At 70.4% G+C, this 18025-nt stretch carries 13 protein-coding genes; 4 read left to right on the top strand and 9 right to left on the bottom strand.

All coding sequences use genetic code 11. The features are described from left to right. Positions 1 to 172: 172 nt before the first annotated feature. A complete protein-coding gene (locus tag NF4_RS20975; protein ID WP_063129064.1) occupies positions 173 to 2122 on the top strand; it encodes a cytochrome c oxidase assembly protein in 1950 nt (649 codons plus the stop codon). Here the strand turns inward: NF4_RS20975 and NF4_RS20970 are convergent. The 9 genes from NF4_RS20970 to NF4_RS20930 form a co-directional block, all read right to left on the bottom strand. Further along, positions 2111 to 4396 (bottom strand): heavy metal translocating P-type ATPase, encoded by a 2286-nt coding sequence (locus tag NF4_RS20970; protein WP_063129203.1) that lies wholly within the window; start codon positions 4394 to 4396, stop codon positions 2111 to 2113. The two genes, NF4_RS20975 and NF4_RS20970, sit on opposite strands and share 12 nt — an antisense overlap. Before the next feature lie 314 nt (positions 4397 to 4710). Further along, the gene (locus tag NF4_RS20965) at positions 4711 to 8955 is read right to left on the bottom strand and encodes an AMP-binding protein (RefSeq protein WP_063129063.1); all 4245 of its coding nucleotides are present in this window, start codon (positions 8953 to 8955) and stop codon (positions 4711 to 4713) included. Beyond that, positions 8952 to 9200 carry a phosphopantetheine-binding protein gene (locus NF4_RS20960; protein WP_232330581.1) on the bottom strand — a complete coding sequence of 83 codons (249 nt, stop codon included), beginning with the start codon at positions 9198 to 9200 and terminating at the stop codon, positions 8952 to 8954. The genes NF4_RS20965 and NF4_RS20960 overlap by 4 nt, the downstream gene beginning before the upstream one ends. Next, a complete protein-coding gene (locus tag NF4_RS20955; RefSeq protein WP_063129061.1) occupies positions 9190 to 10716 on the bottom strand; it encodes an AMP-binding protein in 1527 nt (508 codons plus the stop codon). Before NF4_RS20955 ends, NF4_RS20960 begins: the two co-directional genes overlap by 11 nt. After that, on the bottom strand, positions 10713 to 11282 hold the full coding sequence (locus NF4_RS20950; protein WP_063129060.1) for an FcoT family thioesterase: 570 nt from the start codon (positions 11280 to 11282) through the stop codon (positions 10713 to 10715). Before NF4_RS20950 ends, NF4_RS20955 begins: the two co-directional genes overlap by 4 nt. Next, on the bottom strand, positions 11279 to 12166 hold the full coding sequence (gene scoE / locus NF4_RS20945) for a (3R)-3-[(carboxymethyl)amino]fatty acid oxygenase/decarboxylase (protein ID WP_063129202.1): 888 nt from the start codon (positions 12164 to 12166) through the stop codon (positions 11279 to 11281). The genes NF4_RS20950 and scoE overlap by 4 nt, the downstream gene beginning before the upstream one ends. 197 nt (positions 12167 to 12363) lie before the next feature. After that, a complete protein-coding gene (locus NF4_RS20940) occupies positions 12364 to 13197 on the bottom strand; it encodes an ABC transporter ATP-binding protein (protein ID WP_063129059.1) in 834 nt (277 codons plus the stop codon). Next, a complete protein-coding gene (locus NF4_RS20935; protein WP_063814657.1) occupies positions 13194 to 14258 on the bottom strand; it encodes a FecCD family ABC transporter permease in 1065 nt (354 codons plus the stop codon). Before NF4_RS20935 ends, NF4_RS20940 begins: the two co-directional genes overlap by 4 nt. Continuing rightward, a complete protein-coding gene (locus NF4_RS20930) occupies positions 14248 to 15324 on the bottom strand; it encodes an ABC transporter substrate-binding protein (protein ID WP_063129058.1) in 1077 nt (358 codons plus the stop codon). The genes NF4_RS20935 and NF4_RS20930 overlap by 11 nt, the downstream gene beginning before the upstream one ends. Positions 15325 to 15521: 197 nt before the next feature. Between NF4_RS20930 and NF4_RS20925 the strand changes: the two genes are divergently transcribed. From NF4_RS20925 to NF4_RS20915, 3 genes are all read left to right on the top strand, one after another. Further along, complete coding sequence (locus tag NF4_RS20925; protein WP_063129057.1) at positions 15522 to 16124, top strand: hypothetical protein; 603 nt, start codon at positions 15522 to 15524, stop codon at positions 16122 to 16124. A gap of 200 nt (positions 16125 to 16324) precedes the next feature. Next, complete coding sequence (locus NF4_RS20920) at positions 16325 to 17044, top strand: sigma-70 family RNA polymerase sigma factor (RefSeq protein WP_232330580.1); 720 nt, start codon at positions 16325 to 16327, stop codon at positions 17042 to 17044. Between the two features lie 85 nt (positions 17045 to 17129). Continuing rightward, positions 17130 to 17867, top strand: coding sequence for a DsbA family protein (locus NF4_RS20915; RefSeq protein WP_063129056.1), 738 nt, complete (start codon positions 17130 to 17132; stop codon positions 17865 to 17867). Positions 17868 to 18025 lie beyond the last annotated feature (158 nt).

Below are 18025 nucleotides of genomic sequence, written 5' to 3'. Positions count from 1 at the left end.
CCGGGCCGATGGTCATCGCGTGGTAGACCGCCGGTCCCTCCGCGCTCGTCGCAGTCGACGCGAAGGAGAGCCGCGCCACATCTGCGGCGATCAGGGAACCGTCCGGCCGATCCGTACGACTACCGCTCGGCAGCGAACGGACCGGACGCTCGGCGGTTCGCGGAGAGACAGGATGGGCATCGGGATGATCTCGGCGCGGACAGTATGGGTCGGTACGGCGGCACTTTCGGTGGCCGCGGTGGCCGGTGCCGCGATATCGGCCGGAGAAATGCCCTACGCCGCGGCGGGTACCGCTTTCCCGGGCCTCGCCCAGGCGATCTGCCACACCGTGCTGCGGGCGCTCGCCATGGTGGCCGGCGCGGTCACGCTGGGCGCGCTGGTGTTCACCGTGTGTTGCACCGAGACCACCGGCCGCGGACGGGTCGGCGTGGACGGGTACGCAGGACTTCGCGTCGGCGAACGGGCCGCCACGGTATGGGCGGTGGCGGCGGTGACATTGGTCCCGGTCACGGCGGCGGATATCGGCGGTTCCACGACTCTGGCGTTGTTGCGCGACGGCACCCTGGGCCCCTTGCTGGAGGCGAGCGAGAAGCCCAAGGCATGGGTGGTTGTGGCGCTCTTCGCCGCCGGGGTCGCGCTGATCTCCCGGTTCTCCCTGTCCTGGCTCGGCGCGGCGATGGCGCTGTTGTTCGCCGCGATCGGGATACTGCCGCCGGTGGTCGTGGGCAATGCCGGCGAAGGGCCCGGCCACGACTACGCGACCGGTGCGGTGTTGCTGTTCCAGCCGGCCCTCTCGGTGTGTTGCGGTGTGCTGTGGTGCGCCGGCGCGCATCTGCGGCGCGCCGGCGCGCACCGGGACGCCGTGATCCGGCGGGTCCGGCTACTGACCGGGGGGTGTCTGGTAGTCGCCGCGCTCACCGGCGGGCTGCTGATCGCACTGCTGCTGCCACCGGATCTGCTGGTGACCACCGGTTATGGGCGCCTCGTGCTCGGCGCGGCGGTCTGCGGCGGCCTCGCCGCCGCGCTCGTGTGGCAGGCCGGCCGGATGCGGGCGCATGCCGCGGCGCTGTTCACTACGGCCGGAGCCGCGGCACTGGTCGCGGTGGCGTTGCCGGCCGCCGCGGGAGTGCGGCCGGCGCCGGCCTTCGCGGGCCGCCGGTTCAGCGCGCACGAAGCGTTCATCGGCTTCGATATCGTGGCTCCGCCGACCGCGTGGCGGCTACTCACCTTCTGGCGGTTCGATATCGTCCTCGGCGGCGCGGCGCTGGCCGGGATCGCGCTCTACGCGGTGGGTGTCGTGCGGTTACGTCGCCGGGGCGACGCCTGGTCGGCGCGACGCACCTTCTCCTGGGTCCTGGGTTGCCTGAGCCTGCTCGTGGCGACCTCGTCGGGTATCGGCGCGTACGGGTACGCGATGTTCAGCCTGCACATGATCACCCATATGGCGTTGAACATGGTCGTACCGGTGCTGCTGGTACTGGGCGCGCCGATGACGCTGCTGCTGCGGGTGGTGCCGGCGGCGGGCCGCGGCGAATTACGCGGGCTGCGTGAAGGGTTGCTCGAGGTGTTGCATTCCCGGGCGAGCGCTGTCCTGGCGCATCCGGGCTTCTCCATTCCCGCGTTCGTGGTGACCCTGTACGGGCTGTACTTCACCTCGCTGTTCGAGGACCTCATCAGCTATCACTGGGGGCACGTGCTGATGAACGTCCACTTCCTGATCGTCGGCTACCTGTTCTATTGGGCCATTATCGGTATCGACCCCGGCCCGCATCGGCTCCCCCATCTCGGGCGGCTCGGCATGTTGTTCGCGATCATGCCTTTTCACGCGTTCTTCGGCGTGGTCGTGATGTCGACTGCGTCGGTCATCGGCGGGCGGTTCTACACGAACCTGCAATTGCCGTGGGGTATCGATCTTCCGGCGGATCAGCACGCGGGCGGCGGTATCGCCTGGGTGGCCGGGGAGGTCCCGGTACTGATCGTGGTCGGCGCCCTGCTGACCCAGTGGGTCGCTCAGGACCGGCGGACCGCCGTACGTACCGACCGCAAGCACGATACGTACGGCGATTCCGACCTCGCGGCCTACAACGCGATGCTGGCGGAGCTGGCGCGCTCACGCAGATGACTCGCCGACCCCGCGCCCGTTCGTACCCGACCGGCGCCGGCGCAACCGCAAGCTGTTGGTGACCACGAAGAACGACGAGAAGGCCATCGCCGCGCCGGCGATCAGCGGGTTGAGCCAGCCCAGCGCGGCGACCGAGATCGCGACCACGTTGTAGCCGAACGCCCACACCAGATTCGCCCGGATGGTGCGCAAGGTGGCGTGCGCGAGTTCGACGGCGTCGGGCACCGTGTGCAGGTCGGGCCGCACCAGGATCACGTCGGCGGCCGCGAGGGCGACATCGGTACCGGTGCCGATCGCCAGCCCGAGGTCCGCCGTGGCCAGCGCGGCACCGTCGTTGATGCCGTCACCGACCATGGCCACCCGGTGCCCGGCCGCCCGCAACTGCGCGATCCGGGTCACCTTGTCCTGTGGCAGCAGCTCGGCGAACACCGCACCGACGCCCACCTCGTCGGCGACGGCCTGTGCGGCGAAGGCGTTGTCTCCGGTCAGCATGACGGTCCGCAGACCCAACCGGTGCAGCCGGGCGACGGCGGCGGTCGCCGACTCCTTGATCGTGTCGGCGACCGCGATCACCGCCACCACGGTCTCGTCCACGGCGACGAACACCGCGGTGCGCCCGGCCCGGGCGTGCCGGTCGAGGTCGGCGGCCAGCGCCGCCGGCGGCACACAGCCGAACTCGGCCATCAGCCGAGGACGCCCGACGAGTACCTCCCGACCCGCGACGCGCCCCCGGGCCCCGAGGCCGGGCAGCGCCGCGAATGCCTCGGTATCCGGGAGTTCCCCCGCCCGCCGCGCGGCCTGCGTCACCGCCGCCGCGACGGCGTGCTCCGACGCGGCTTCCACCGCACCGGCCAGCCGCAACGCTTCCGCCTCGTCGATTCCCGTGGCGGTGACGCCGACCACGCGCATCGCACCGTTGGTGACGGTCCCGGTCTTGTCGAAGACGACCACGTCCACATCCCGGGTCGCCTCGAGCGCCCGATGGCCCTTGATGAAGATGCCCGCCTGGGCGCCGCGGCCCGAGGCCACCATCAATGCTGTCGGGATGGCCAGGCCGAGTGCGCACGGGCAGGCCACCACCAGCACCGCGATCGCCGCCGCACCCGCCGCGTCGGCCCCGTGGCCGAGCAGTAGCCACGACGCGAAGGTGGCGGCGGCGGTCACGAAGACGAACGGGACGAACACCGCGCAGACCTGGTCCGCGACGCGCTGCATCCGCGCCTTGCCCTGTTGCGCCTCATCCACCAGCCGGATCATCGCCGACAGTGCGGTATCCGGGCCGACCGCCGTCGCTTCCACGACAATGCGCCCGGTCAGCGAGACGGTGCCGCCGGTCACCCGGTCACCGGAGGCGATCTCGACCGGTATCGATTCGCCGGTCATCGCACTGGCGTCGAGGCTGGTGGCCCCGCCGATCACCGTGCCGTCGGCGGCGACCGTCTCCCCGGGCCGGACGAGAAACCGCTGGCCCGTGCTCAGTTCGGAGACCGGCACGGTGATCTCACGGCCGTCCCGGGTCAGGACGGTGACCTCGTGGGCCGCCAGTGCGGCCAGCGCCCGCAACGCGCCACCGGCGGCGCGTTTGGCCTTGGCCTCGAAGTAACGACCCGCCAGGACGAAGGTGGTGATACCCGCGGCCACCTCGAGATAGATCGAATCGCTGGACCAGATCGCCGCCCAGACGCCGTCCGGGGTTTCGGCACGGGCGGGGCTCAGGTACATGGTGTGCAGCGACCACAGTGTCGCGGTGAGCACACCGACGGAGACGAGCGTATCCATGCTCGCCGCGCGATGCCGGGCGTTGGCGAGCGCGCGCCGGTGGAACGGTGCGGCCGCCCACAGCACCACCGGGACCGCCAGTACGGTGAGCACGAGCTGCCAACCGTCGAAACGAGCGCTCGGGATGAACGCGAACATCACCGACAGATCGGCCAGCGGGAAGAAAGCCAGCAGCGCGACGAACAATCGCCGGCGCAGATCCGTCACCTCCGTGTCCTCGGCGCCCGTTTCGCCGAAGGCGGGACGCTCCGGCGGGGTCGGCTCGGCGGAGTACCCGGCGGCAACCACCTCTTCGCACAGCCGGGCGGGGGTGATCACCGGGTCGGCATCGACGGTCGCCGTACCGGTCGCGTAGTTGACGGCCGCGGTGACGCCATCGATTCTGTTGAGCCGGCGCTCCACCCGGGCGGCGCAGGCCGCGCAGCTCATGCCGCCGACAGCGAGGCGGATTCGGGCGGTGCGGTCGGGCGCGAGGGTATCCGGTGGGGACGGCATCACCGTGCCGTTCCACAGAGACGGCACGGGCCGGGCAACGGACGGATGATCGGTGGTTTCGGCACGATCGATCAGTCGGATGACGGGAGCGCACGGTTCCCGGCCACCGGGGTGATCCCGGCGACAGCACGCGATCCGGTGGTGCGAGAATCGGCGCGTAGCATGCTCGGCGGCACGGGAATCGCTATCCGCTCGGCGAGGGCGGACGGGGACCGGATACGGACCGCCGCGGGTACTGCCGTCCCTGGCCGGTGCCGCTCGGCTCGCTGCGGGCGCGGACCGACTCGCTCGCGGATAGCCGGGACCCGGACCGCTCATCCGATACGCAGCCCGAGGAGCCCGACTACTTCGGCGGCGCTCCGTGCGGGCAGGGGTACCGCGTGGTCGGACACCCAGTCACGGTCGAAACCGGCGAGCTGGATATCGCACCAGCGGAGCACGGCGGTCCGATGCGGCGCGGGCAGCGCCCCGGATGCCGCGACCAGCCCACGCCAGCGGTCCAGGGGGACGGACCCGGCCGAGATGACGGCGCCGAGCACCTCGGTGAGACCGACCGGTTCCGGCCCGAACAGGTCGAGAATGCGGGGCGAGCGGGTGGGTTGCGCGGGAGCGGAAGCGATCACGAGACGGGCGACGTCGTCGGCGCGGACCATCGGCTCGCGCAGCGCGGTCCGCGGCACCGCACCCACGGCCTCGGCCGCCGCGACCAGCTCGTGCAGGAAATCCCTGCGCCCGCCCCGGCTATCCGCCGGATGCGGCAGTATCCGGCCCGGGCGCGCGATGGTGGCCGCGATACCGAACTCATGCGCGGCCGTCGCGAGCAGATGTTCGGCGACCGATTTGCTCTGCGCATAGCCGGTGGGCAGCGTGGACGGTTCCGCCAGTACCCCGCGCCGCCCGGCGGCGGTGGCAGTGGACACCAGGGTGAGCGCGGCCCCGGTCCGGTACGCCAGGCGCACCAGCGCGGCGGTGGACTCCACATTGGCCGGCCGCAGGCCGCTGTAGGCCCGGACCGCGCTGATCTCGGCCGCGCTGTGCACGATCCGGCTCGGCGCAGGGAACGAAGCCGCGCCCGTGGCGTATTCGAGGAGCGGCGTGGTCACGACGCGCATGCGTCCCGATTCCCATGCGGCATCGAAGATTTCCGGAGCGACGACAGCTGTGCAGGCGGTGCGCAGCCGATGGCGGGCGTGCGCGGGATCCCCGGCGCGCACCGGCACCACCACATCGTCTTCGGTGGTGTTCAGGAGTTCCGCGAGCAGATAGGCGCCCAGGAACCCGGTTCCGCCGGTCAGCAGTACCGGACCGGCTGTTGCGGGCATGGGCGGCGCGGTGGTGCGACCCGCCCGCAGAGCAGCACCTTCACCGGCGGAATGCACCCGCGGAGCGCCATGTTCACCGGCGGAGTACACCCGCGGAGCGCCACGTTCACCGGCGGAGTACACCCGCGGAGCGCCACGTTCACCGGCAGGATCCACCCGCAGGGAATCGCCTTCGGCGGCGAGATCCGCCCGCAGACCGGCACGTTCGGCGGCGAGGTCCGGGCCGTCGCGCCGACCCCGGTCCGCCGGTGCGGCCAGGGCCGCCGCGGTGGGCCGGGCGAGCACATCGTCGACCTCCACCGGGACGCCGAGCGCCACAGTGAGCCGGTTCGCCAAGGCGATGGTCTGCATACTGGTGCCGCCCGCCGCGAAGAAATCGTCGGCCGCGGTCAGATCCTCGCGGCCCAGGATCTCGGCGAATACCGCCAGCACCCGCGCGGTGGTATCGCCTGGCGCCGGATCGTCTGCGGTACTCGCGGACCGGTCCGCTTTCAGGTTGCGGGTGCGCGGTAGCTGCTCGACCACGCGCACGCGCGCCGGAACCCAGGCCGGCGGCAGCCGCTCGGCCAATCGCCGCCGCACCGCGGCGCACCAGTCCGGCGGCCGGGGCGCGGTCACGGTGACCAGCGCGTGCAGGGCGAACTCACCGTGCCGGGTGATCACGGCGTCCCGGATGCCCGGCTCGCGGCGCAGCAGGTCTTCGATCGCGCGCACGCCGACCCGCTGTCCGCCGACCTTCACCGTGCCGTCGACCCGCTCGACGAATTCGAGTGTGCCGTTGTCGAGTACCCGGACCCGGTCGCCGGTGCCGAAGGCACGCACGGTGGTCCCGGCGACCGTGATCTCGCGGAATCCGTCGCCCGGCGGCAGATAGCCGTCGGCCAGTGCCGGCCCGTAGAGATGCAGCAGCCCGCAACGGGGGTCCGGGTCGGCGGCGAGCCTGTCCACCGCCAGCGCGGCACCGATACCGGGGAAGAGGGTGCCCAGCGGGACCGGTGGCACCGAACCCGGGACGAGTTCGGTACTCGCGCAGACGATCGCCGCCTCGCTCGGACCGTAACTGTTGTGCAGCGGCGGTCCGCCGCGGGCGTACCAGCGCGATACCAGGTGCGGTGACGCCTCCTCACCGCCGATCACCACGAGCCGCACCGACGGTGGGACGGCGAGCGTGCCCGCGTCCACTGCCACCGCCAGTTCGTGCCAGAACGCGGTGGGCAGGTCCAGGACGGTGGCGCCGGTGCGGCCGGCCAGCGCGAGCAGGGCAGCCGGTGAGCTGCGGTCGGTGGCCCGGGCGGCCACCAGCGCGCCGCCCGCGGCCAAGGTCACGAAGATCTCCTCGGCGCTGGTGTCGGCGTGCAATGGCCCGAACTGCACCACTCGGTCGCCCGGCCCCCAGCGGTAGCGCCGGATCGCATGGGTGACGAAAAGGGCCAGGGCGCCACCGCCGACTCGGACGGCCTTGGGCCGGCCCGTCGAGCCCGAGGTGAGCACCGCATAGCCCGCGCCGGGCGGCAGTGGTCCACCGGTGATCTGCTGCGGCGTAGCGCTTTCCGGCGCCAGGACCACAGCAGGTACCCTGGGCGCCACCTCGGCCGCCAGTGCGGCGAATCGGCCGTCGTGCACCAGCGCCGACGGTTCGAGCGCGGTGAGCAGTTCTCGTAGTCCGGTCTCCGGAAGCGTGAGATCCAGCGCGGCGTGTGCCGCGCCCGCGACCGCGATACCCAGCACAGTGACAATATCGTCGGGTTCGCCACCCGGCGCGACGGCGACCAGATCGCCGGGTGCCACGCCGTGCGTGGTCAATACGCGCGCCCGGGCCAGCGCGGCGGCCAGCAGTTCACCGCGCGTCACGAGGTGGTCGCCGTCGATCAGTGCCGGAGCATCCGGATCGCATCGGACGTGCCGGGCGAACAGCTCCAGCGGATGATCCGGGGGCGCCGTCGCGGGGGACTGTAGTAGCACATAGTCGATTCCGAGATCGGCGACGGCCCGCCCCGCTCCCGTCGCCACCGCCTCGATCATCCGGACCACAGCGTCGGCGTGGGTGTCGAGCTGCGCCGCGCTGTAGCGCCCCGGGTTCGCGTCGACGATCAGTTCCGCACTGCCGCCGCGCAGGTACACATTGATCGACAGATCCTCGACCGGGCCCGCGCTCAGGTTCCGGGCCGTCGTCTCGATACCGGGCAGACCGAGCTCGTAGTCGAACGGCATGATGTTGACGATCGGCCCGAGCAGGCTGCGGCCGGCGCCGATCAGCCCGAGTTCGGCACGCAGCCGTTCGTGCCGGTATCGCGAATGCCGGCGAGCGGCGCGCAGGAACTCCCCGATCTTTCCCGCCAGCTCGGCCACGGTCTCGGCCGCATCGATGCGAACCGGTACGGCGACCGCGTTGAGCACCATGGTGGGTACCGTGGCGGCGACCGACCCGATCCGGTTCATCATCGGCACACCGAGCACTATCTCGCGTTCGGCGAGGTGGCGGCCGAGGTGGATCGCCACCGCGGCCAGTATCGACTCCCCCACCCCGTAGCGGGCGCCCGCCGGTGGCCGCCACCGCGGTAGCGCGCGCCGGGTCCGCATCCGCCGGGAGACCGGGGGTAGCGGTTCGGTCGCCGGGGTGGGCGCGCTGCGGTGCGGCAGCACCGATCGCCAATATGCGCCGTCGGCGTCGTGCCGGGCCGACCCGGTATAGGCCAGATCCTCGGCGATCACCTCGTCGAGTCCGCGTTCGGGCGGCGGCACCGGTGGGCCGCCGCACAGCGCCCGATAGTGTTCGGCGACCCGGCGGGCACACTGGGCGAAACCGTAACCGTCGAGGGCCACGTGGTGGGCCCGGTGGTACCACAGCAGTGTCCCCGGGCCGGTGATCAGTACCAGATGAGCGGTGGTGACTCCGGCGTAGGGATCACACGGTTGCCGCAGAGCGGCCTCCATGCGCGACCGCGCCGCTTCCTCCGGTGCGGGCTCCGCGGAGAGGTCGGTGACTGTCACCGGTACCCGGTCCGCCGGGTCGATGATCTGTCGCGGCCCGGAATCGGTGTGGATCAGCCGGATTCGCTGTGCTTCGGTATCGGTGATCATGCGGCGGACGGCGGCAGCCCACAGGTGCGGGTCGACCTGCCCGCGCACCGTCAGGTATTCGGCCAGGGCGAACGCCCGCCGCTGTGGCCAGAGGCGCAGGGCATCGGCTATCCCGCGTTGCGCCGCGGTGAGCGCACGCCCCGACGATGCCGTCACAGGCCCAAACGCGTGAACCATGCCCCGAGCACCGGTTCTTCGGCCAGTTCGGCGAAACCTATCCGAGCGCCGGCGTCACGCCAGCGCTCGACCAAGGTGGTGAGCCGCAGCGAATCCAGTCCGAGATCCGCCAGATCGGTGTCGGCGGCCAATTCGGCCGGTTCCACGAACAACACCTCCGCGAGGTCGTCGATCACTCGCCGCCGCTCGAGCCGCGACCCGCGGCCCGGCACCTCAGTTGACACGTCGATCACGATCGGCCCAGAACCGTTCGCGCAGTTCGCGGCGCAGTATCTTGCCACTGGGATTGCGCGGGATCGCCTCGACGAAGTCGTAGCGCGAGGGCACCTTGAAACCGGCCAGCCGTCCGGTCAGGAACCGCATCAGGTCCCGCGTGGTGAGCCCGGTGCCGGGTCGTGCGACCACAAAGGCGTGCACCCGCTCTCCCCAGCGGTCGTCCGGTGCGCCGACCACCGCGCAATCGTGCACATCCGGGTGCGCCCCGAGGGCCTTCTCCACTTCCGCCGGGTAGACGTTCTCACCCGCGACGATGATCAGATCCTTCACCCGGTCGCGGATCACGAGATATCCGTCGTCGTCGAGATATCCGGCGTCGCCGGTGCGCACCCAGCCGTCCTCGGTCACCGTGGCCGCGGTGGCCGCCGGATCGGCGAAGTACTCCACCATCCGAGCCGGACTGCGCAACAGCACCTCACCGGATTCACCCGGAGTGGCGGCCGTCCCGTCGGGGCGCCGGATCTGTATACCGACGCCCGGGTACGGCCGACCGGCCGCATGCAGCAGCCCGCGGCCCGGCCGGTGGTCCTCGGGCGGCAGGCAGATCGCGGTGTTGCCGGTCTCGGTGAGCCCGTAGATCTGGGCGAAATCGCATCCGAAGGTGTCCACCGCGCGGGCGAGCAGGTCCGGGCCGATCGGCGATCCGCCGTAGACGATTTTGCGCAGCGACCCGAAATCCGCCGGACCGGTGCCCGGCTCGGACAGCATGAGCAGCAGCATCGCGGGGACGAAACAGGAGGTGGTGACGCCGTGGTCGCGTACCGCGGCGACGGCGGCCGCGGCGGTGAACGCCGGCAGCACGACCGTGGCCACGCCGGAATTCACGCCTTGGACGACCCACCACATTCCACCGATATGGAAGGACGGGAGCGCGGCCAGGCTCACATCCCCGTCGCGCCAATCGATCCAGTCCAGCCCGGCCTCGTCCAGCAGTGAACGGACCGCGAAGAACGTCCGGTGCGCCAGCACCACGCCTTTCGGCCGCCCCGTCGTACCGCTGGTGTACATCTGCACGACCGGGGTATCGGCGGTCGCCGGGCACGGTTCCGGGACCGTGCCGCGGGCCCCGTCCCGCCACTTCGGAAAGTCCGGCAACTCCACCACCGTGGCGGGGTACGCGCCGAGCCGGTCGGGGATATCGGTGACCACGAGCCGGACGGCGCTGTGTTCGAGGATGTAGCCGATCTCCGCGGCGGTCAGTCGCCAGTTCATGGGTACGAGGACCGCCCCGATGCGGGCACAACCGAACAGCAGTTCGTAGACCGCGATCGTGTCCTGCGCCAGATAGAGCACGCGATCACCCACGTCGACACCCGCCGACCGCAGTGCGTGCGCGACGGCCGCCGAGCGGTCGTCGAGTTCGGCGTAGTCCACCGTGCCGGAGGAATCGATGAGCGCCGGCTGCTGTGCTCTGGTGACGGCGTTGTGCGCCAACGCCGTCACCAGAGTGTGCGGGCCCCTCATCGGGCCGCACCGGCCGCGGGATGCCCGGGTGGGTCCAGCAGCACGATCTCGATATCGCCGACGGCGCTGCCGCCGGCGGCGTCGGCGAATTCCACACCGGTCTGCAACGCGTACAGCGGTCGCGACCGGTTCCGGAACGTGACCTCGCCGATAGTCAGTTCCGCAGTGTAGGAACGGGAGTCGATCGGACGGCGGTGCCGGCTGCTGAACCTGCTGATCAGCACCGACGGCAGTTGCCTGGTCCAATAGTCGTCCATCGACCAGTCCGCCAGCTCGGGGATCAGCCGGTCGCGGATGGCGACGGCCAGGGTGTAGTAGACCAACTGGTTGTAGGAGATCGTGAACTCCACGGCGTTGAAATGACCGGTGTTCTCGATATAGCAGCTCCGGTCGATCGAGAACTCGCCCACGCCGGCCACGGATTCGCCGCGCCGCACGGCATGCGCGCGCTCGAGGTAGACCGTGCCCTTGCTCGCGTACGGGCGCACGGCCCGGGCCAGCAGCGCGATATCGCCCGCCGTCGCGTCGGAGACGGCTACGGCGCTCGCCGGGTCGGTGGCGGTCATCCGGCTTCCTGACCGGTGAGCGGGAATTCGTCGAGTACGGTCACCCGGTAGGACTCGGTGCGGTCGTTACCGGGGTTGTGCAGGGCACGGTGGATGAGGGTGCGGTTGTCCCAGAGCACGAGATCACCGGGTTCATAGGACTGGAGGAAGATATTGGGGTGCGAACAGCTGTCGTCGAGCTGGCCCGATTCGGCCAGCAGATCCGAGAGCAGGGCGCCGGGTAACGCCTTGCCCGAGGCGTCTTCGATCGCATAGGTGAACGCCTCGGAGATGTAGAGCAGGCGCTCGCCGGTCACCGGATGCCGTAGCACGGTCGGATGGCGCTGCGGTGGTGTCCGGTGTTCGACCTCCGCGATCACCTCACCCAGCGGGCGGAATACATCGTCCGGACGAATCTTGACGTAGCGGCGCGCACTGTGGCGGCAGTAGGTGTTGTCGATCGCGGTACGTAATCGTGGGCTCAGGCGCCGGTACGCCTGGGCCATATCGATGAAGTGGGTGCCGCGGCCGGCGGCCGGCAATCGCTGCGGATAGAAGCACGTGACCGCGAACGGCTCCGGCATGAACTGATAGTCCGAATGCCAGAACGCGCCGGTTTTCGGTACGCCCACCCGGCCGGTGTCGCGGTCGATGTTCGACGAGACGAAAACGTATTCGCTGTCGGGATGGTGGTACATGGGCTCGTAATAGGCGACCGGGGTCCCGAAAGCCGAACCGAGCGCGACGAACTCCGCGATGCCGAGCGCCTGTTGCGCGAGAACGACGATCTTGTCGTGGTAGAGGTGCCGCCGTAGTAGCGCCACCTCATCCGCGGTGGCCGTCACCGCCGAGAAATCGCGCACTTCGATACCACGAACGCCCCCGGTCCGGGTGTCGATCCTCATATGTCCTCTGTCCAGCTGCGCGGTCACGGAATTGCGCCCCTACGACCGCGGGGGGTGAATGGAGCCGACGAGCCGCCCCGGCAGGAGCTGTTGCTGTCGTGATCAGTAGTCGGATGCGACGGGTGCGCGGTTCCCGCAGCGCCTGAACCGTGACGGCCGTCTCGCAGTGCCGCTGGGCACCCGCCGGGTATCGGTATTCAGCGCGCGGTATCCACGGCGCGGGAATCGACTTCCTCCGGCAGACCCAGCAGCACATGCGGGCGGCCGGTGAGCGGATCGGTGAGGATCTGGGCCCGCACCCCGAAAACCTCGAGCAGTAGCTCCGGTGTGAGGGTCGTGACCGGGTCCCCGGCGGCAGCGACCCGGCCCGCCGCGAGCACCACGACGTGATCGGCGTACGCCAGTGCCTGCCCGATATCGTGTATCGCCAGCACGATCGTGGCGTCGAGTTCCCGTAGCAGCCGCAACAATGCGAGTTGGGCGTGTACATCGAGATGGTTGGTCGGCTCGTCGAGCAGAATCACCGGCGCCTGCTGGGCCAGCGCTCGCGCCAGCAGCACCCGCTGCCGCTCCCCACCCGACAGCCCGGCGAACGGCCGGTCTGCGAAGCCGTCGACACCTACCCGGTGCATGGCCGCCAGCACGATCTCCCGGTCATGGTGCGAATCCGGCTCCAGGTACTTCTTGTGCGGTGACCGCCCCATCGCCACGATCTCCCCGACCGTGAAATCGGCAGCCGCACCGTGGTGCTGGGTCACCACCGCCCGGATCCGCGCCATCTCTTTGGCGGACGAGCGCCAGACGTCGTGGCCGTCGATCAGGGCCACCCCGGCTGCCGGTTTGCACGCCCGGTAGACCGCCCGCAACAGCGTGGACTTCCCCGAACCGTTGGGCCCGACCAGCGCGGTGACCCGCCCCGGCGCCGCGGTCAGCCCGACGGCATCGAGAAGGGTCGTGCCGTCGATATCCACCCGCAACCCGGCCACCTCTACGGATGCGCCCGGGGATGCCGTTTCCCGGTTACCGGTCATACCGCGCCCCCGGACCTGCTGCGCTGGAGCAACCACAGGAAGAACGGCCCGCCCAGGGCGGCGGTGAAGATGGTCAGCGGATACTCGTCGGGCGGGTCGATCGCCCGCGCGGCGAGGTCGATGAGCACGAGGAACGCCGCCCCGAGCGCCGCGGTCACGGGGAGCAACCGCCGATAGTCCGAACCCGCCGCGAACCGCGCGATATGCGGAATGATCAGCCCCACGAATCCGACCCCGCCCGCGACGCTCACCGCCAGACCGGTGAGGACCGCGACGATCACGATGAGCTGGATCCGCAGCCGGTTGACGTCGATGCCGAGCGCCACCGCATCGTCGTCCCCCATGGACAGCGCGCTGAGATTACGCCCCTGCACCAGCAACCAACCCAGGCAGGCCACGGCCAGGACCGCGGGCACGGCCAGCGCACCGAGTTCGGCCCCGGCGACACTGCCCATCATCCAGAACAGGATGCCCCGGATCTCCGCGGGTTCGGAACGGAGCTGGATCAGGCTCGTCCCGGCCGCGGCCACCTGCCCGACCGCGACTCCGGCCAGGACGATACGCGGGCCGGTGAACCGGCCCTGATGTTGGGCGAACACCAGGACCAGCAGCAGCGCCCCGATCGCGCCGAGGAACGCCGCGACCGGTACGCCCAGATTGCGGATCCACAGGGCCGAGACCGAGGACATGACCGCGACCGCGGCCAGGGAAGCGCCGGAGGAAACCCCGAGCACGAACGGATCGGCCAGCGGATTGCGCACCATACCCTGCAGTACCGCGCCCGCGACCGACAGTGCCGCGCCGACCAGCACCGCGGCCAGTACCCGGGGAACCCGTAACTGCCACACGATCATCGCGTGCAACGCGTCCGGCACCGCGCCGAATCCCAGTATCTGGTAGCGGAGGGTGGCCCAGACGTCGGTGACCGGGACATTCACCGACCCGAGCGCGACACCGGCCAGACACGCCAGCACGACCGCGATCGCGCCGCCGACGAGTACAGGCCCGAAAGGAAGCCGCCCGGAACTCTTCCAGCGCGTGCGGGCGGCGTCAGAAGGCATCGGGGTGGGCGACGCGGGCGATCTTGTCGATCGCGTCGGCGTTGGCGGGCCCGAGATAGATGCCATCGGAAACCTTCACATAGGTCTTGTTCTTCGAGGCGTTCCACTGCGGATACGCGGCGAACAACTTCTCGGCCTCCGCGTCGAGATCCTCGCCCGGCCGGTACGCGCCGATCACCAGGACATCCACCGGCGCGGCGGCGAGCTGTTCGGCGCTGAGGTTGCCGGTGAGATCCCGGCCACCGTCGGCGAAACTCGGTTCACCGCCCGCGGCGCGCACCACGGAGTCGTAGATGGTGCCCGAGAACACGGCCGGCAGGCCGTTGGCGTTCATCACACTCATATCCGGGAAAGCGATCAGCATTCGCTTCGGTTCCCGGCCCGCGACGGCCGATTTCGTCGCTTCGATGCGATCGCGCAGGTGTGCGGTGAGGTCGGTGGCCCGGTCGGGGACACCGAACACCTCGCCGATCAACTCGATGAATTCGAGCGAGGACTCGGTGGACCCGGTGCGGTACTTCTGTTCCTCGGCCGGCGTCACGTTCTCCGGTTTGCCGTAGGCGCAGTTGACCGGGTTCACCAGCGTGCGGATCCCGGCGCGGTCCAGCATGTCCCGGCTCGCGAAACCGAACTCGGGGTCGAAGCCACCGGACCAGGTGGATACGACCAGATCCGGACGCAGCGCCAGTGCCTGCTCGGCCGGGACATCGGCGGCGGCGTTGAGGGTCAGATCCCCCTTGGGCAGCGCATCGACTTCCGCCGCCATACCCGGGATATCGGAGACACCGTAGAACTGGGTGTTCGCGGCGATCGCGTCCGCGAGCCCGAGCGAGACGAAGGTCTCCGCCTCCCCTACCGACGCACCCTGCAGGATCAGCACGCGCGACGGCGGCCGGTCGAAGGTCTGCTCGAATCCGCAGTTGTCCACGGTCACCGGGTATCCGGCCGGTATTTCTCCCGCGCTCGCGGACTCGCCGGTGCCCGAGGTGCCGCAGGCACCCAGCAGCCCGGTACCCGCGAACAGCAGTCCGCACAGCGCCAACCGCGAAAGCCGTCGTACCTTCATGCCGCGTATCCACCTTTCGTGGTTCGCCGATCGCGGGCCGAGCCCACTCCTCGCAGTAGTCGCGCGCGAGGTACCGGCGGTTCCCGCACGGTGACTCGAACTTCGGCGCCGGCCGCGGCGGCATGCGCACAGCGCACCGGCCGACCCGCGCCCCACCCCGCCGCCGGTCCCGCAGAGGTGCGACGATAGACGGCACCATGACCAGTCCAGCGCACCGTTCGCCGCTCGCCCGGGCGTGCCGTGCGTGGGTCTTCGCGCTGATCTGTGTGCTGTTGTCGGCATCCGGGCACGCACTGACTTCGGCGCACACCATCTCCCTGTCGTCGCTGGCTCTCGCGGTCGCCTTGCTCACGGCTCTGGCCTGGTCGGTCGCCGACCGGCAACGCGGGCTGCTACCGATCACGACAGGATTGCTCGCCGGCCAGGGCCTCCTGCACCTGTGGTTCGCGGCCGACCCCGCCGGTGGGCACACCGGCCACGCCGAGGCCGTCGGCCGGCTGGCCGAGACACGGACGCCGGCCATGCTGCTGGCGCACGGTCTGGCGGCCCTGTTGTGCGGTGTCTGGCTGTGGTGCGGGGAACGCGCCGCGTTCTCACTCGCCGCGGCCCTGTACACGCGAATCCTGGTACCGCTCCTGCTGCTGCCGCTGCCGGTCACCCGGCCCGCGGTGTCCGCGCAACCGGCCGACGGAGCGGACGAACCGGCGGTAGCAGTCGAGTTCCTGCGGCACGCGCTGGCACGACGCGGCCCACCCGGACGCGAGATCGTCCTCTTCTCACAATCCGCCGCGACGGTGTGACCGCCGGTCTGCCTGCTCCGTGGAACTCCGCGGGCGGTCGGCGCTTCCGTGGTGCGCGGCGGGTAAACCGTCACCGGCGCAGCACCGGCGGTGACGTGATCTCCTGATGTCCGTGCGCACCCTCTCGGTGCATGCATACACGGAGATCGGTGCGATCGCGATGCCGTCCACGTCTGCGTCCCGATCAGAAGCTTGCTGTGATGGACACCTTGCACTTCATGCTGCCCGGATACGGGCGATTACGCTGCACCCCACCCGACCCGGCGCCGTCTTCCGGCCGTCGCCCGGCGGGCGACCATACCCCGGACGAGCACCTGACCGCGCTGGCCCTCGCCGCGGGGGCAGGCGACCGAACCGCGCTGGCGGAATTCGTCCGGTGTACCCGGGCCGATGTCTGGCGCTTCGTCGCGCACCTCACCGATGTGCAGTCGGCCGACGACCTCACCCAGGAGACCTTTCTGCGGGCGATGGTCAGTTTGCCGCGTTTCGCCGGACGCTCGACCGCGCGGACCTGGCTGCTGTCGATCGCCCGGCGGGCGGTGATCGATCGGCTGCGCAACGCCTCGGCACGGCCGCGAACCGCCGGCGGCGCGGACTGGGAGACAGCGATCGAGCAGCGGCGCGACCGCCACGACAGTGATGTGGGTGAGGAGATGGTGGTCGCCGATTTTCTGCGTCATCTTCCCGAGGATCGCCGTGAGGCGTTCGTGCTCACCCAGATCCTCGGGTTGACCTACGCCGAGGCCGCCCGGGCCGCCGACTGTCCGGTCGGCACGATCCGTTCCCGGGTCGCGCGGGCGCGGGAAACCCTGGTCGAGCTGTGGCGGGGTGTCGACGCCGATTCCACGGTGGTCTACGCCTTCCCCCGGGACGCCCGGCACTCCGGCACATCGTCGGTCCCGCTCGCACACGCGCGGTGACGCTATCGCGTGCGGTCCGGCCGCCACGCGGTGGCTCGGACGGCAAACCCCATCGACCCAACCATGTCAAGGCAAGGAACTCTTGATGAACAAATCAGCGAAGCACAAGAACTCGCTGTCCTCGGTGCAGCAGGTGGACCGCACCCGCCGGATCCTGGTTCAGGTAGCGGTGGCCGCAGTATTGATCGGGCTCATCGCGGCCATCGGAATCAATGTGGCACTGAAGAAGGCCGAGCGCGACGATCCCGGGCCGACTCCGGTCATCGGCGCGCAAGCGGGCGCCGCCGGTGTCACCGCGAGTATCACCGAGTCCGGCGCGATCAGGATCGGCGCACCATCCGCAGCGCGGACCGTCCGAGTCGTCGCCGACCTGCAGTGCCCGGCCTGTCAGCGCTTCGAGGCGAGCTACGGATCGTTGCTGACCGACGCGGTGAACGCGGGGACGGTGGCGGTCGAGTACGACATCATCGCTTTTCTCGACCACGCCTCGTCCACCGAGTACTCGAGTCGGGCCGCCAACGCCTCGTTCTGCGCCGCCGAATCCGATCCCACCGGCTACCCGAACTGGTTGCAGACCATGTTCGAGCACCAGCCCGCGGAAGGCGGTGACGGCCTGACCGACGACACGATCGTCGAAATCGCCGAGGGCGCCGGCTATTCGGATCCGGAATTCGCCCACTGCGTGACAGACCAGACCTACCGCAAATTCGTCCGGGCTCATACCCTGGAGGTTCTCGACAGCGGAATCCGGTCGACACCGTCGGTCTTCGTCGACGGCAAGCCGATCGACCCCGGGCAGCTTCCCGGCGCGATCGGCTCCTGATCCGGTATCCGCTGCGGCCGGACTCGGCACCGCTGCCCCGGACGCGGCGCCGACCATCCTCGGCCCGTGGGGTCCGGTGGCCCCGGACCCCACGCACCGGGCCGCTCGGCAGTCCGGCTGCGAGTCCGCCGGCCACCACGATCACGGCCGAGAGGCGA

Origin of the sequence: Nocardia fusca NBRC 14340 (genome assembly GCF_001618425.1) — a bacterium.
Taxonomy (GTDB): domain Bacteria; phylum Actinomycetota; class Actinomycetes; order Mycobacteriales; family Mycobacteriaceae; genus Nocardia; species Nocardia fusca.
The sequence above is the reverse complement of the archived record's forward strand: the minus strand, read 5'-3'. Positions and strand labels throughout refer to the sequence as shown.